General features: G+C 70.4%; 10 protein-coding genes. 5 read left to right on the forward strand and 5 right to left on the reverse strand.

The window, feature by feature from the left end; all coding sequences use genetic code 11:
- Positions 1-77: 77 nt before the first annotated feature.
- Positions 78-1526 (forward strand): aldehyde dehydrogenase, encoded by a 1449-nt coding sequence (locus DFR69_RS12755; protein WP_110037737.1) that lies wholly within the window; start codon positions 78-80, stop codon positions 1524-1526.
- On the opposite strand, the gene DFR69_RS12760 is transcribed toward DFR69_RS12755, so the two are convergent.
- Positions 1523-1702: a hypothetical protein gene (locus DFR69_RS12760; protein WP_110037738.1), complete on the reverse strand. Its 180-nt coding sequence runs from the start codon at positions 1700-1702 to the stop codon at positions 1523-1525. The two genes, DFR69_RS12755 and DFR69_RS12760, sit on opposite strands and share 4 nt — an antisense overlap.
- 276 nt (positions 1703-1978) lie before the next feature.
- A complete protein-coding gene (locus DFR69_RS12765; protein WP_110037739.1) occupies positions 1979-2929 on the reverse strand; it encodes a GlxA family transcriptional regulator in 951 nt (316 codons plus the stop codon).
- 115 nt (positions 2930-3044) lie between these two features.
- Here DFR69_RS12765 and DFR69_RS12770 point away from each other — a divergent pair, with 115 nt between their 5' ends.
- Entirely contained in the window at positions 3045-3800 is a 756-nt protein-coding gene (locus DFR69_RS12770; protein WP_110037740.1) for an HD domain-containing protein, read from the forward strand.
- 52 nt (positions 3801-3852) lie between these two features.
- Here DFR69_RS12770 and DFR69_RS12775 read toward each other — a convergent pair whose 3' ends face one another.
- From DFR69_RS12775 to DFR69_RS12785, 3 genes are all read right to left on the reverse strand, one after another.
- Positions 3853-5685, reverse strand: coding sequence for a phosphoenolpyruvate carboxykinase (GTP) (locus tag DFR69_RS12775; RefSeq protein WP_110037741.1), 1833 nt, complete (start codon positions 5683-5685; stop codon positions 3853-3855).
- A gap of 240 nt (positions 5686-5925) precedes the next feature.
- The gene (locus DFR69_RS12780; protein WP_244198229.1) at positions 5926-7458 is read right to left on the reverse strand and encodes a hypothetical protein; all 1533 of its coding nucleotides are present in this window, start codon (positions 7456-7458) and stop codon (positions 5926-5928) included.
- Positions 7445-8554 carry a hypothetical protein gene (locus DFR69_RS12785; protein ID WP_110037742.1) on the reverse strand — a complete coding sequence of 370 codons (1110 nt, stop codon included), beginning with the start codon at positions 8552-8554 and terminating at the stop codon, positions 7445-7447. Before DFR69_RS12785 ends, DFR69_RS12780 begins: the two co-directional genes overlap by 14 nt.
- 166 nt (positions 8555-8720) lie before the next feature.
- Between DFR69_RS12785 and trmB the strand changes: the two genes are divergently transcribed.
- The 3 genes from trmB to DFR69_RS35190 are packed head-to-tail and all read left to right on the forward strand — an operon-like array spanning position 8721 to position 15649.
- On the forward strand, positions 8721-9542 hold the full coding sequence (trmB, locus tag DFR69_RS12790) for a tRNA (guanosine(46)-N7)-methyltransferase TrmB (protein ID WP_110037743.1): 822 nt from the start codon (positions 8721-8723) through the stop codon (positions 9540-9542).
- Between the two features lie 23 nt (positions 9543-9565).
- Positions 9566-10261, forward strand: a complete 696-nt coding sequence (locus DFR69_RS12795; protein WP_373867087.1) for an NYN domain-containing protein — start codon at positions 9566-9568, stop codon at positions 10259-10261.
- A complete protein-coding gene (locus DFR69_RS35190; RefSeq protein ID WP_244198230.1) occupies positions 10262-15649 on the forward strand; it encodes an MMPL family transporter in 5388 nt (1795 codons plus the stop codon).
- The last annotated feature ends 48 nt before the right edge of the window (positions 15650-15697 follow it).

A 15697-nucleotide genomic window follows, 5' to 3' on the forward strand; every position in this document is an offset into this window, starting at 1 on the left:
CCTGTTCACAGTGCTGAAGCGCAGGCAGATTAGAACATGTTGCAGACAATCCGGCGGCAAAACTGTAACGTGTTCTTATGCACTACGACAGTCTGTTCATCGGCGGGAAGTGGACCACCCCTGCCGGTAGTGACCGCATTTCCGTGGTCTCGCCCGCGACCGAGGAGACCGTCGGCAGCGTGCCAGCGGTAACCAAGGCCGATGTCGACGCCGCGGTCGCCGCAGCCCGCGACGCCTTCGACAGCGGGCCGTGGCCATCGACGCCTCCACTGGAACGAGCCGAGGTGCTCACAAAGGCCGCTCGGCTCATCGAGCAGCGCTCCCCCGAGTTGCTCGCCGCGCTCACCGCGGAGATGGGCGCACCTTCGTTAGCCGCCTTGACACTCAACCAGATTCCGGCCGTCGCGGCTCTCGATGCATGGGCAGCCTTGGCTGAGACGTTCCAGTGGAACGAGACTCGCACTGGCCTGTTCGGAACATCGCGTGTCTCACGGGAACCGCGCGGCGTCGTCGCGGCGATCACGGCGTGGAACGTGCCGCTGTTCCTCGCGGCCAACAAGCTCGGCCCGGCCCTGCTGGCCGGCTGCACGGTGGTGCTCAAGCCGTCGCCGCTGACCCCGCTCACCGCCAACCTGATCGCCGACATCTTCACCGAGGCCGGCCTGCCCGACGGCGTGCTGTCCGTACTGCCGGCCGACGCCGCCGAGAGCGAATACCTCGCGAGCCACCCCGGCGTGGACAAGGTGACCTTCACCGGCAGCACCGCGGTCGGCCGCAAGCTGGCCGCGATCGCTGGCGAGCAGCTCAAGACCGTCTCGCTGGAGCTGGGTGGCAAGTCGGCCGCCATCGTCCTGCCCGACGTCGACCTCGAGACCGCCATCCCGGTCCTCGCGTTCTCCGGCCTGATGAACAGCGGACAGGGCTGTGTCGCGCAGACCCGCATCCTGGCACCGCGCAGCCGCTACGACGAGATCGTCGACGCGCTGGTGGCCCACGTGAAGACCATGCAGACCGGCGACCCGACCGATCCCGCCACCCAGCTCGGCCCGCTGATCAGCGAGAAGCAGCGCGAGCGGGTGGAGGGCTACATCGCCAAGGGCAAGGAAGAGGGCGCGCGACTGGTCCTCGGCGGCGGTCGGCCCGAGGGCGTGGAGCGTGGCTGGTTCGTCGAGCCGACGATCTTCGCCGACGTGGACAACTCCAGCACCATCGCGCAGGAGGAGATCTTCGGCCCGGTGCTCTCGGTGATCGCCTACGAGACCGAGGACGAGGCCATCGCCATCGCCAACGACTCGGACTACGGCCTGGCGGGCTCGGTGTGGACGACCGACATCGAACACGGCGCGGAGATCGCCGCGAAGGTGCGCACGGGCACCTACGCGATCAACTGGTACGCCTTCGATCCCACCGCGCCGTTCGGTGGGTACAAGAACTCGGGCATCGGCCGCGAGAACGGGCCGGAAGGGCTCGACGCGTTCTGTGAGCAGAAGTCCGTACTGATGCCGATGGGCTGGACGCCCAGCTAGTTCTCCGGCATCTGGACCCGGAGCACCGGCTGTCCGGCAACCTGGCCCCGGGGTGGCAGGTCGACCACGTCGACTCGCCATCCCGGTGGCAGGGCGCGCTGCAAGCGGCCCGCCACCCGTTGCATGGGCGTGCTCGAGTAGGTGTCGGACTCGTATCCGGTCACCAGATCGGTCATGCGTCAACCACCTCTCAGCGTCGATCTCATCGCCGGCCGCGACGGTGCGGCCGGGGTGTCGAAGGGGAGTTAGCTCGGATGGTGCGACGTACAGGGGAGCCTGCCCAGGAATATAGGTGACGGCGCCTCTTCCCAGCCAGCGACTCTCTGACATGGATAGATATACCCCGTTTCGGGCCGGGGAAATCGTCCGAGCGCGAAGCTGACAGGAAACCCCGAGTTCGCTTGGTGCCCTTCACAGCTGCTCGCGCCCCGTAAATGCGGTGCCACGCAGGCTTACTGCCGGAGTGAGCGCCGATACGCCGAAGGTGTGAGTCCCGTCACGGCGCGCAGATGATCACGCAGCGCCGTCACGCTGCCGAATCCTGCACGCTGCGCGACCGTCTCGACCGCCAGATCCGTGCGCTCGAGCAGTTCGCGCGCCCGGCCGAGCCGTTGCGCGTCCAGCCACGCGCGCGGTGTCGTCCCGACTTCGGCCTTGAAGCGGCGGATGAAGGTCCGCTCGCTCATCAGCGCGTGCGCGGCGAGCGCGGGAACATCGTGGGCGGCTTCGGGATTGGCCACCGCCCAGGTGAGCGTGGCCGCGAGTCCGCCGTGCGGATCGGCGCCACCCATCGGCCGCGGGATGTACTGCGCCTGGCCGCCCTCGCGATGCGGCGGCACCACGTTCCAGCGGGCCAGGTCGGCGGCCGCGGCCGCGCCGAGTTCCCGGCGCGCGATGTGCAGGCACAGGTCCAACCCCGCGGACAGGCCCGCCGAGGTGAGGATGTCGCCGTCATCGATGTACAGGGCGGCCGGGTCGAGCTTCACGGCCGGATAGAGCGCGGCGAACTGATCGCAGTAGCCCCAGTGGGTGGTGGCCGGGCGGTCGTCGAGCAGGCCCGCCTGGGCGAGGACGAACGCGCCGATGCAGATGGAGGCGATGGTGGCCCCGCGCTCGGCGGCGGCGCGCAGAGCGTCGAGCGCCGGCTCCGGGGTGGGCAGTGTCGGCAGGCCGATGCCGGGGACGACGATCAGATCGGCCTCGGCCAGCAGCTCCAGACCGTGTTCGACATGCAGGTCGAAACCGTTCGGCGTCCACACCGGACCCGGCCGGACACCGCAGGTGCGCATCCGGAAGCCCACCGGCTCGCCGGTGACACCGGGACCGTGCCGGAACGCCTGGACCGCGCAGGCCAGGTCGAAGGTCATCACCCCGTCCAGGGCGAGCGCGGCGACCTCGATCATGCCTCCCAGTTTGGCATGAATCCGCGCATCACTGGCATTCGCGCCACTTCACCGGAGCCGCTCGCCTCGCGAGACTCGAAGAGACAGTGAACCGCGGCGCCCGAGGAGACCGACCATGCCCATCGCGACACCCACCCTCGACTGGGACTGGGCCACCCGGTCCGGCGGCAATCTCACCGCCGCCGAGCGACGCGCGCTCACCGTCGGCCTCGTGCGCGTCGTCCCCGCACTGGTGCCGGGCCGCATCCGCCAGGCACTCGGTCGCCGCGGCGCGGGCAGGCTCGACCTGAACGAGGTACGCCTGCCCGACACGGCGCTGGCCCGGGCAGCCGAAATCGAAGCACGCGAACACCTTTCGGACACGCTCCTGGCGCACTCGTTCCGTACCTACTTCTTCGCGCGTGCGCTGGCCGAGCTGGACGGGGTCGCCTACGACGACGAGATCGCCTACGTCGCGAGCTTGCTGCACGACCTGAAGCTCGAAACACCGACGCCTGGAAGGTGTTTCGCTGTCGTCGGGGGCGAGTCCGCGCACGGTTTCGCGCTGCGGCACGGCGCGCCCGCCAAGCGGGCCGAGGCCATCGGCGCCGCGATCGCCGCGCATCTCAATCCCGATGCCGCCGAAAACCTGGGCGACCCCGGCGGTTTCGTCTCCGCGGGCGCTTCGGTGGACGTCCTCGGGCGGCGGTTGGCCGACCTGGCGCCCGACTGGGTCGAGGACCTGCTCGTCCGCCACCCGCGCCAGGACTTCAAACGTCAGCTGGTCGCGCGCTTCACCGCCGAGGCGGCCGCGGTCCCGGACGGCCGGATCCACTGGCTCAACAGCACGGGATTCCTGCAGCTGATCAAACTCGCGCCGTTCGCCGAATAGACGAAACCGCCCGTACCGAATTCGGTACGGGCGGTTCGCTGTTCGGGGGCGGTCAGCCCAGGCGCTCCTTGAGGGCCTCGAACTCGTCGCGCACGCCGGAGGGCAGCTTGTCGCCGACGAACTCGAACCACTCCTCGATCGAGGGGATCTCCTTGCGCCACTCGTCGACGTTCACCGCGAGGGCCTCGTCGACATCGGCGACGACCACGTCGAGGCCTTCCAGGTCGAGGTCGGCGGCCGAGGGCACGTTGCCCACCGGGGTGGCCTCGGCGCCCGAGCGACCCTCGATGCGGCCGACGATCCACTCCAGCACGCGGGAGTTCTCACCGAAGCCGGGCCACAGGAAGCGGCCGTCCTCGCCGCGACGGAACCAGTTGACGTAGAAGATCTTCGGCAGCTTGTTCGCGTCGGCGTTCTTGCCGAGGGTGATCCAGTGGTTGAGGTAGTCGCCCACGTGGTAGCCGAGGAACGGCAGCATCGCCATCGGGTCGCGGCGGACGGTGCCCACCTTGCCCTCGGCGGCGGCGGTCTGCTCGGAGCCCATGGTGGCGCCCATGAACACGCCGTGCTCCCAGCCGAAGGACTCGGTGACCAGCGGGACGGTGGTCTTGCGGCGACCGCCGAACAGGATCGCCGAGATCGGCACACCCTGCGGGTCGTCCCACTCGGGGGCCAGGATCGGGCACTGCGACATCGGGGTGCAGTAGCGCGAGTTCGGGTGCGCGGCCAGGGTCTCGGTCTCGCGACGGACCCAGTCGTTGCCCTTCCAGTCGATCAGGTGCTCGGGCTCGCCTTCCAGGCCCTCCCACCACACATCGTTGTCGTCGGTCAGGGCGACGTTGGTGTATACGGTGTTGCCCGCGTCGATGGTGGCCATCGCGTTGGGGTTGGAGCTGTGGTTGGTGCCCGGCGCGACGCCGAAGAAGCCGAACTCCGGGTTCACCGCGTACAGGCGGCCGTCCTTGCCGAAACGCATCCAGGCGATGTCGTCGCCCAGGGTCTCCGCGCGCCAGCCCGGGATGGTCGGCTGGATCATCGCGAGGTTGGTCTTACCGCAGGCGCTCGGGAACGCGGCGGCGACGTAGTAGTTCTTGCCCTCGGGCGAGATCAGCTTGAGGATCAGCATGTGCTCGGCCAGCCAGCCCTCGTCGTGCGCCATCGCCGAGGCGATCCGCAGCGAGTAGCACTTCTTGCCGAGCAGGGCGTTGCCGCCGTAGCCGGAACCGTAGGACCAGATCTCGCGGTCCTCGGGGAAGTGGGTGATGTACTTGGTGTCGCTGCACGGCCACGGCACGTCGGCCTGGCCCTCGGCCAGCGGGGCGCCGACGGAGTGCAGCGCCTTCACGAACGGCTTGTCGCTGCCCAGTTTGTCCAGCGCGGCCTGGCCCATGCGGGTCATCACGCGCATGGAGACGACGACGTACTCGGAGTCGGTGATCTCCACGCCCAGCTTGGGGTCCTCGGCGCCGAGCGGGCCCATGCAGAACGGCACCACGTACATGGTGCGGCCCTTCATCGAGCCGCGGTACAGCTCGGTCATGGTGGCGCGCATCTCGGCGGGGTCGACCCAGTTGTTGGTCGGGCCTGCGTCGGCCTCGGTCTTGGAGCAGATGTAGGTGCGCGACTCGACGCGGGCGACGTCGGACGGGTCCGACAGCGCCAGGAACGAGTTCGGCTTCTTCTTCTCGTCGAGCTTCTTGAAGGTGCCCGCCTCGACCAGCTGGGTGGTCAGGCGATCCCATTCCGCATCGGAGCCGTCGGCCCAGACCACACGGTCCGGCTGAGTGAGCTCTGCGACTTCCTGTACCCAGGCGAGCAGTTCACTGTGCTCGGTCGGCGCGGTGCCGTCGGATCCACGAAGACCAGGAATGGTCGCTGAGGTCATGAAAACTCTCCTGAGATGGGCGGTTCTTCGATGCGAGGTCCATCGATCGCCACCGGGCGGGAAGGCGTCCGCAGCGAACCAACCACCGCACAACCCCAAATGGACGGCGTACAGCGCCGTCCACGGACGGAGGCCGCGCATCGACTGGCACGGAGCGGACGCCCAGGTTCCTGGTTAAAGGTTAACGCGATATGACGATCGATACGGAATCGGGTTCCCTGATACTTACCCACAGGTCGATCAAACAATCGTGGCCGCGGCGGCACGGTCGAGGACGGCGAGGTCGCGTTCGCACGCGGCCAGCTGTGCCGGGCGCTCGGCGGCTAACCGCCTGGCGAGCGCGTCGAGTTCGGCCACGCGCCGGTCGACGGCGACCGCCCGCGCCGTCGATTCGCGGACGACGTGCTCGGCCAATTCTGCCTCCACATCCACCAGAACCGCCGCGACACGCTGCTCGAGCTGGGCCTTTGTATTCACCAGCGCTTCGGCCACCCACTGCGCCATGTGATTGCGCTCGGCGAGCTGGCCGCGGGCGCGCACCACCCAGTAGGCCGCGCCCGCGCCGAGCAGCAGCGTCACGGGGACCGTCGCGACGTCCAGCGCGGGCACCAGCGACAGCGGCGCGACAACCAGACGACCGAGGCCGACGCCAACCGACGCGCCGACCGCGATCATGAGGTGATCTTCGACACCACGGTGTCGGGGGTCGGGGTCGGGGCCGAGCCGCGGGGCCGGATCGTGCCTGCGTGCGGCGGGCGCGGCGGTGCCGATCCGGCGGGCCGTCTCGAGCACGCGGTCGTCGATCGAGAGGTCGACGGCGGTGGCCAGTTCCGTCGTCGCCTGCTGCAGGCGGCGCGGATATTCGCGCAGCGCGGCGCGGTCGCAGCGGTCGAGTTCGGCGCGCGAGCGGGTGTGCAGGGACCGCACCATCGCGCCGACCTCGGTGGTCAGGTCGACGCGCGCCAGCTGCACCTGGCTGCGCACCGAGGCCAGCCCGGTCTGGCGGCCGCCGTCGCGTTCGGCGAGCTGGGCGACCCGTTCCTCCCTGATCCTGGCCGCTTCCGCGCCGGAGCGCAGTGCGGTGATCTGTTCGGTGACGCGGGCCCTGGTGTCGGCGATCGCCCTGGTCAGCACGGCGGCGCGGCGCTGCGGGCTGTCGGCGGGGAGCTGTGCGGTCGCCGCGGCGAGGGTGGCATGCAGGCCGGCGAGGCCGGAGCGGTCGAGCAGGGCGGAGTCGTCGGCGGCGCGGGCCGCGGCGGCCAGGCGCGCCGAGACCGCGATGATCTCGAGGTCGGCGCACCCGCGGTCGGCCAGCAGGGCCAGGCTGCGCTCGCGGATCGCCTGCCAGTCGGCGTAGGCGTGGAAGCCGTTCATGGCGAGCACGAGCGGCCGGTTCGCGGCGCGTAGGCGCTCGATGAGGGCGAGCATGTCGGCGCCGATGACGCTGCCCGCGTCGAAGAGGACCAGTGCGGCCGCCGGGTCCGGCGCCGCGGGGTCGACCAGGTCGATGCGCGGTTCGAAGCGAGCGAGTTCGGTGCGCAAGAGGGTGGTGTTTGCGTCGTCGACGGCGTAGAGCGCGACCCCGGATCCGGTGCCTGGGCCGACCTGCCCGACCGCCCGCAACAGGGCGACACCCTGCGGATTCCACCGCTCGATCACGGCGATCAGTTCGGCGTCGACTGCCGGGTCGGCGGGATCGTCCGCCGCCTGGCTGGACGGCCCGGGCGCGCGCGGCGTCTCCAGGTGGCCGTCCGGTCTGTCAGAGTCCGGCACTGCTCATCCGTTCCCAGGCTCGGATGTAGCCGTTGTGGACGCGCAGGGCCGCGCGGCGGGCGGCGGGGGGCATGTCGCTGGAGACGACGGCGCGCCAGCGGGTGGCGCGGGCGAGGGCCTCGTCGGCGTCGGCGGGCGCCGGGGAGGGGTAGCCGGCGGCGAGGTGGGAGACCTGGGGGCAGGCCAGGCCGGCGCAGAGCCCGGCCCACAGCGCGTCGTCGCCGGTGAGGTAGTGCTCGATGAGTTCGCGGGCGCGGCCGCCGTCGCCGGGGACCGCCCTGGCGGCGAGGCGGATCAGCTCGTCGAGCAGTTCGCCGCCGCGCACGGCCTCCACCTGCTCGTAGCGGCGATGCACCAGCCGGTGCAGCGGGTCGACGCCGCTGGCCGAGTGCAGGATCTGGATCAGCGCGGCCGAACTCAGCTCGGCGTCGGCGCGCAACGCGGTGAGCGCGCAGTCGACGCCGTAGAGATCCCAGTTGGCGAGCAGCCGTCGGCGCGCGTCCTGGTCGGAGCCGCTGCCGATGAACAGGTCGGCGGCCAGCACCGACGGCACATCCGGGCCGACGGCGAGCCTGCGCAGGTCGGTGCGGTCGGCGGGGTCCACCGCGCCCGCCCTGGTCCTGGCGGCCAGCGAGGCGACCACCGGCACGACCGGCAGGCCCAGTTCGCGCGCGTACCGGTCGGCGGCGGCCACCGCCTCGCCCCAGCGCGCGCCCACCGCGTCGGCCTTGTTCAACACGACGACGCCGCGACCAGGCGGCAGCGTGGCGAGCACCCGCTGATCGGCCGCCTGCGGCGCACCGGCCAGGACATAGATGACGAGATCACCGTCGAGCACCGGATCGGGCTCCCCCGGCTGATCCACCGGCGCGGTCTCCTCCGCCGACAGCAGGGCCAGCGCGCGCAGCACCGTGCTGCGCCCGCTCGACGCCCGCCCGGCGACCTGGATCCGCAACGGACGCCGACGGCGAGTGACCGCGGCGGCCAGCCGGTCGGCGATCGCCGGATCACCGCCCCGCCCGGCCGCGAGAGTCGAGATCAGCTGATCGAGCTGGTCGGATGCCCGTGTCTGCGCGGATTCGGTGGCTGTCGACATGCTGCACACCCCCTTTTCGGTGGGCATTCTGTCAGATCGGCGGCCCGGCGGCCGTCGCGAACCGTCTGCCGACCTGCGGCAACACCGCCGCAACACGACGGGGCCCGCACCCGCGCCGTCCGACCCGACGCACGCGGCTGCGACGTAGCTCGGCGCATGCTGGACAATGGGCGATGTGAACGACGCCGCCAACCAACCAGTCGAGTCGGTGCCGGGGCAGCCGTCCCACCCGAAGCTTTCCGAGATCCCGCACGAGGCGGGCCGTCGCTCGACCACCGGATCGCGCCTGTACCCCCGCGTCACGAGCTTCCGCTCGCGTCGCGGCGCGCTGACGCCGAATCAGCAGGTCTCCTGGGAGCGCACCTGGCCGGTGATCGGCCGCGACGTCGCCAACGAGGCGCTCGACGCCGACGCCTGGTTCGGCCGCAGCGCGCCGCTGGTCATCGAGATCGGCTGCGGCACCGGCACCGCGACGGCCGCCATGGCGCAGGCCGAACCGCACCTGAACCTGATCGGCATCGAGGTCTACCAGCCGGGATTGGCCCAGCTCGTGCAGCAGATCGAGCGCGAGGAGATCGGCAACATCCGGCTGCTGCGCGGCGACGCCGTCGACGTGCTCGAGAACATGGTTGCCCCGGAGTCGCTGACCGGCGTCCGCGTGTTCTTCCCCGACCCGTGGCCCAAGGCTCGCCACCACAAGCGCAGGCTGCTGCAGGCGCCCACCTTCGCGCTGATCGCCAGCAGACTGAAGCCCGGCGGCGTGTTGCACGTCGCCACCGACCACGCCGACTACGCCGAGCACATCCTCGAAGTAGGCTCGGCGGAACCACTGTTGACCGGCCTGAACGACACCACCGGTGGCGACAGCGCGGCCAACCGGATCACCGCGCCGATCGGTTTCGAACGGCCCGTCACCAAGTTCGAGGGCAAAGGCCTGCGTGCCGGTAGCGCCATCAACGAGTTCATATGGGGGAAGATCGACAGATGAGCGTGAGTGAGATCGCCACCGAGATGCCGGATATCGCCCAGGGAGCAGCCGGCAGCGAGGCGCTGGGTAGTTCCGGCTCCGACGTCCGGCGCGTCCTGCTCGTCTGGGACGCGCCGAACCTCGACATGGGACTCGGCGCCATCCTCGGTGGACGTCCCACCGCCGCTTATCGTCCCCGTTTCGACGCGCTCGGCCGCTGGCTGCTCGCGCGCACGGCCGAGCTGTCGGTCGGCGCGAAGGGCCGCGTCGAACCCGAGGCCACGGTGTTCACCAATATCGCGCCCGGCACCGCCGATGTGGTCCGGCCGTGGGTGGAGGCCTTACGCAATGTGGGTTTCGCCGTCTTCGCCAAACCGAAGATCGACGAGGACTCCGACGTCGACGCCGACATGCTCGCCCACATCGCGCTGCGCGAGCGCACCGGCGGACTGGCGGGCATCATGGTCGCCTCGGCCGACGGTCAGGCGTTCCGTGAACCGCTGGAAGCGATCGCCGCCAAGGGAATCCCAGCTCAGGTTCTGGGATTCCGTGAGCACGCGAGTTGGGCTGTCACTTCCGATACTCTCGAGTTCGTCGATCTCGAGGACATCCCCGGCGTATTCCGGGAACCGCTACCGCGGGTGAGCCTCGATTCGCTGCCCGACGAGGGTGCCTGGCTGCAGCCGTTCCGGCCGCTGTCGGCACTGCTCACGTCTCGCCCTGGTCAAGGAGTCGCTTAAGTGTTCACCCGCTGGGGCGATCTGGTCTATCGGTTCCGATTCGCCGTCATCGGTGTTGTCGGTGCTGCCATGCTGGCGCTGGGTGCCTATGGCACCGGACTCGGCGACCGCCTGACACAGAGTGGGTGGTTCGATCCCGGCTCGGAGTCGGTGCAGGGTGCGGAGATCGCCGACGTCGCCTTCGGGCGAGACCACACTGCCGACGTCATCGTCATGTACAACGCCCCCGAGGGCAAGACGATCGATGACCCGGAGTTCCAGCAGAAGATCGTCAGCAACCTGACCTCGGCGGTCAACGACCACCCGGACCAGATCGACAAGATCAACGGCACCTATTGGAAGGTCGGCGACGCGCCCGCGGTGCCGTCGGCGTTCGGGTCGAAGGACAAGAAGCACGCGTTCGCCTCGATCGCCATCGTCGGCGACAACGACACCACGATCATGGCCAACTACCGGGTCGTGGCTGATGTCTTCTACATTCCCGGTGTCGACGTGGAGGTCTCGGGCCTGCAGCCGCTCGGCGTCACGCTCAACGACACCATCGCGCACGACACCAAGCGCATGGAAGTGCTGGCGCTGCCCGCGGTGGCCGTCCTGCTCTTCTTCATCTTCGGTGGCATCGTCGCGGCCGCGCTGCCGCTGATCATCGGCGGTCTGACGATCATCGGCGCCACCGGCATCGTGATGACGCTGACCAACTTCACCGAGGTCAACTCGTTCGTCACCGGCGTCGTCTCGATGATCGGTCTCGGTCTCGCGATCGACTACGGCCTTTTCATAGTCAGTCGTTTCCGCGAGGAATTGGCCGAGGGCTACGACACCCCGGCGGCCATCCGAAGATCGGTCGTGACGGCCGGACGCACCGTCGTCTTCTCCGCGACCATGATCATCGCCAGCCTCGGCGGCGTCCTGCTGTTCCCGCAGGGCTTCCTGCGCTCGGTCGCCTACGGCACCATCGCGACCGTCTCCCTCGCCGCGCTCACCGCGGTGACGATCCTGCCCGCCATGCTGGCGGTGCTCGGCCCGCGGGTCGACATGCTGGGCCTCAAGCGGTTCCGCAAGAACAAGACCGCCGAGGAGATCGAGAACGGTTTCTGGGGCAGGCTCACCCGCTGGGTGATGCGGCATCCGCTCAAGATCGCGATCCCGGTCACCGTCGGTCTGCTGCTGCTGATCATCCCGGTGAAGAACCTGGCCTTCGGCGGCATCAACGAGAAGTACCTGCCGCCGGACAACCCGACCCGGGCCGCGCTCGAGCACTTCTACGAGGTCTTCCCGCAGAAGAAGACCGACCCGATCCAGCTGGTCTTCGTCGTCGAGTCCGGCGACAAGGCCGACACCGACGCCATCGGACAGGTCTGGAAGCAGGCGAATCGGGCGCCCGGGCTGGTCGAGCCGTTCGCGGTGCCGTCGAACCCGCCGGACGACCGCACCGTCTACCGCACCTCGGCGACGCTGGTCGATCCCACCGGCAACGCCGAACCGACCATCGACTACCTGCGGGAGATCGAGGTCCCCGAGGGCGTGACGATGTACGTCACGGGTCAGCCCACCCTCATGGCCGACAGTATCGACACGCTGCTCGAACTGATGCCGTGGATGATCCTGATCGTCCTGTTCTCCACCTTCGTGCTGATGTTCCTGACCTTCGGCTCGCTGGTGCTGCCGATCAAGGCCGCGTTGATGAGCGCGCTCGGCCTCGGCTCGACGCTGGGCATCCTGACCTGGATCTTCATCGACGGCAACGGCGCCGGGCTGCTGAACTTCACGCCGCAGCCGATCAGCGCGCCGGTGCTGATGCTGATCATCGCGATCATCTACGGCCTGTCGACCGACTACGAGGTCTTCCTGCTCTCCCGCATGGTGGAAGCGCGCGCCCAGGGCGCGTCGACGACCGAGGCCGTACGGATCGGCACCGCGCAGACCGGCCGGATCATCACCGCCGCGGCCCTGATCCTGCTCGTGGTGACCGGCGCGTTCGCGTTCTCCGACATGGTGATGATGCAGTACATCGCCTACGGCATGATCGCGGCGCTGTTCATCGACGCCACCGTGCTGCGCATGCTGCTCGTCCCCGCGATCATGAAGCTCCTCGGCGACGACTGCTGGTGGGCGCCCAAGTGGATGAAGCGGATTCAGGAGAAGATCGGTCTCGGCGAGCCCATTCTCGACGACGAGCGTCCGCAGAAGGGCAGCGTGGTCGACCTGGTGAAGACCACCCCGATCACCGACCCGCCGACGATGCAGCTGGCCTCGGTCCCCGACAGCAAGCTGGCCAAGACCCCGCGCCGCCCGCGCACCGTCGCCGAGATCGAGGCCGAGGCGCCGACGGCGCACCTGGACAAGATCACCGAACACACCGACCCCGCGGAGCCCGCGCGCCCGCGTCCGCCGATGTCGCCGGATCCGACACGTCCACGCGCGCCCATGCTCTCGGGCGGGCCGACCCGCAAGCCGGGCACCGAGACGCCCAAACCCGATCAGGGCCAGGCGAATCCGCCGAGCAGCGGCGACCCCACCCAGATCCTGCCGATCATCAAGCCCGACGCCGCCCCGCCCGAAACCGGTCGCGGCCAGGCGGATTCGCCCGAACACGGCACCGACCCGCAGTCCCCGCGCGGCGACTTCGGGCCGCGCCTCGGCGATACCGGCCGCGGGACCACGGGCGGCGATTCCGGCCCTGGCCGCTCGAGCTTCAACGCGTTCGGCGACCCGGCCACCGGTACGGCGGACTCCGGTACGACCGGCGGACCCAGCTTCGGGGCCCCGTCCGGCCCGAGCTTCGGCACCACCGCCGAGCCCCGTTTCGGCGCATCCGACGAGCCGGGCTCCGGCACGACGGCGGAACCCCGGCTCGGCTCGCGCGATGCGTCGAGTCCGGACGACTCGGGCAGCCAAAACATCGACGCCCCTGGCGGATTCGCGCTCGGCTCGACGAGCGGCGCGCACGCCCCGGTTCCCCGTGAATCCCGATCGGACCTGCCCGGCAGCACGAACCACACGGCCGGACCGCGCTTCGGCGCGGCCGACGAATCCCGTTTCGGACCGCGTGATGCCTCGGCTCCGGAAGCTCCGGACGCGCGGAGTTTCGGCCCGCAGGGCGGTGCCCACTCCGCAGCGCCGGGCGAACCCCGCCTGAATCTGCCGGGCGAGCCGGGCGCATCCCTCGGCTCCGCGAACGGGCCCGAGTCCCCGAATGCCCGCGGCGACAGCGGTAGCACCATCGAGGGTGAACGCTTCGGTGCGCGAAGCGACTTCGCCCCGGGCTCGCCCTTCCGCACGGCGGGCGACTCGCCGGCCGGACTGTCAGGTGCGGCACGCTTCGGTATCCGCGGCGACGCTGGTCCGGGCTCGCCCTTCGGATCTTCCGGCGACGCGCCGACCGATGCGGCGGGTGCAGCACGCATCGGCGGCGCCGATACCGATGCGACCGGCGACTCGGCGGGTGGGCCTCGGCTCAGCATGCCGGGTAATGTCGCGGGTCGAGGACGTTTCGGGTCGGCCGGTGAGACTGAGAGTGCCGACGGCGCTTCGGGTTCCGCGCTCGACGAGAGCGGCGTCATCGGTGGCGGATTCGTCGACGGCGGCACACCGGGTGTGATCGGCGGCGGGCTGCCCAGTCGTGGTTCTCGTGAAGCGACGCCGCCACGTGGTGCGGAGCGAGTGCAGCCGCCCGCCGGTTTCACTCCGCCCTCGGTCGACCGGCCGTCCGTTCCGCGCGTGTCCACGCCGGACGAGGCCCCCGGATTCGGTGCGCCCGCCGAGGACTCGGCGCGACCGATCGTCAACCAGTCGCGGCCGAGCGTGAGCCCGCCGCCGGGCATCGTGCCGCCCCCAGCGCCGAGCATCGTGAATCCGCCGCCGGGGCTCGTTCCGCCGGTGCCGAGGATCGCCAACCCGCAGCCGCCGAGCATCGTCTCGCCGACGCCGCGGCCGGTCGACCCGCCCGCCGGTGGCACGTTCGGTGGATTCACACCGGTCGGTCGCGAGGCCGCGCAGGAGACGGAAGGATCCGCGCCCGAACAGGATTCGCGTTCCTTCCCGCCGCCGGGTCAAGCAGCGCCGGGTACCCACCGCGCACCTGCGGGCAATGAGCCCGAGGCCGAGCAGCCCGCCGCACGGGGGGTCTTCGGCACACCGGTCCCGGTGGAGCCCCAGTCGCCCCCGCCGTCGTGGCGCGACGCCGGTGCCCCCACGGCCGCGAACGAATTCCGCGTCCCTGATTCCGGAGCAGCCTATGGCGGATTCGGTGCGGGGAACGACCCGGCCGACCCGCCGGGGGCCGCCCCGCTCAGCAGCCGCGACAGCAGCACAGCCAACCCGCCGCTGCCCCGTCGCGGCGCCGAGCCGAACTTCGAAGGCGTGCAGCCGGATGCGGCGAGCCGCGCCGACGGCATCGCCGGCCCGGTGACGCCAGATCACGGCAACAGCGCCCCCAACCCCACGACGCCGGGTCATGGCAGCGGCGGCACGGCACCCGCCGATCGCGGCTATGGCACCGCAGAACAGAGCGCTCCGGGTCGTGAAGACCCTGCAGCGCCTGGCGGTGGCAGCACCACCGGCGCAGGGCCCAGCGATCGCGGGTTCGGGACAGCAGAACCGAGCGCGCCCGGTTACGGAAACCTCGCCGATCCCGGTCGTGGCAACAGCCCAACCGGGGAGGCATCGAGCGATCGACGATTCGGTGCCGCGGAACCGCGCGCGACGGGCCGCGAAGGCGGTGTGGCCGATCCGGATCGGGGCGACAACGCGACCGGTTCTGCTCTGCCCAGGCCTGGATACGCCGACGATCAGGCTGCGGCGGGGTCCGAAGGCAGCGCGACACCGCCGCGCGGTGGGTTCGGGGCGGCTGAGTCGGTGCCGGGTCGGGAGAACGGTGCGGCCGGGTCGCTCCGTGGTTCCGTGGGTGCGCCCGGCGGGTTCCAGGTGCCGCAGGTCGACAATGGGTCGGGTTTCGCTCCGGGTGAGGCTGCGGCGGAGCGGGATTCGGCGCGCGGTGAGGTTCGGCCGCAGGTCGCGCCGCCGGGGTTCACGGCGGTGCCCACCGGTGACGCCGAGCAGCCGCGATCCGGGGACGAAGACGACCGCCGCGGCGCGGCGGACTCCCGGAACGTCGCCGCAGAGTCGGCCGGTCAGTGGCAGGCTCCCGCCGGATTCACCGCGGTGCCGACGCCGAGCGCCGAGCAGGAACGTTCCGGCGACGACACGGCGGAGCCGGAAGCCGATGCGCCGCAGAACAACCGGAACGAGATCGAGAACTGGATGGCCCAGTTGCGGTCCTCGCGGCGTGGCAGCACGACCCCGGACGAGGGCCGTCACCAGGCAGGCGACGGACGCACCGTGAGCGTGAACGAGCTCCTGCGTCGCCGCGAGGGCGACGCCGACTGACCGTGCCGATCAACTGATACGACGAAACCCACGGTGACATCCGCCGTG

Origin of the sequence: Nocardia neocaledoniensis, assembly GCF_003182135.1 — a bacterium.
Classification (GTDB): Bacteria; Actinomycetota; Actinomycetes; order Mycobacteriales; family Mycobacteriaceae; genus Nocardia; species Nocardia neocaledoniensis.

What these genes read in the sequence shown, in the direction of transcription:
- DFR69_RS12755 (WP_110037737.1), top strand. Translation starts at nt 78, where the DNA reads ATGCACTACGACAGTCTGTTCATCGGCGGGAAGTGGACCACCCCTGCC.
- DFR69_RS12760 (WP_110037738.1), bottom strand. Translation starts at nt 1,702, where the DNA reads ATGACCGATCTGGTGACCGGATACGAGTCCGACACCTACTCGAGCACG.
- DFR69_RS12765 (WP_110037739.1), bottom strand. Translation starts at nt 2,929, where the DNA reads ATGATCGAGGTCGCCGCGCTCGCCCTGGACGGGGTGATGACCTTCGAC.
- DFR69_RS12770 (WP_110037740.1), top strand. Translation starts at nt 3,045, where the DNA reads ATGCCCATCGCGACACCCACCCTCGACTGGGACTGGGCCACCCGGTCC.
- DFR69_RS12775 (WP_110037741.1), bottom strand. Translation starts at nt 5,685, where the DNA reads ATGACCTCAGCGACCATTCCTGGTCTTCGTGGATCCGACGGCACCGCG.
- DFR69_RS12785 (WP_110037742.1), bottom strand. Translation starts at nt 8,554, where the DNA reads ATGTCGACAGCCACCGAATCCGCGCAGACACGGGCATCCGACCAGCTC.
- trmB (WP_110037743.1), top strand. Translation starts at nt 8,721, where the DNA reads ATGGGCGATGTGAACGACGCCGCCAACCAACCAGTCGAGTCGGTGCCG.
- DFR69_RS12795 (WP_373867087.1), top strand. Translation starts at nt 9,566, where the DNA reads ATGCCGGATATCGCCCAGGGAGCAGCCGGCAGCGAGGCGCTGGGTAGT.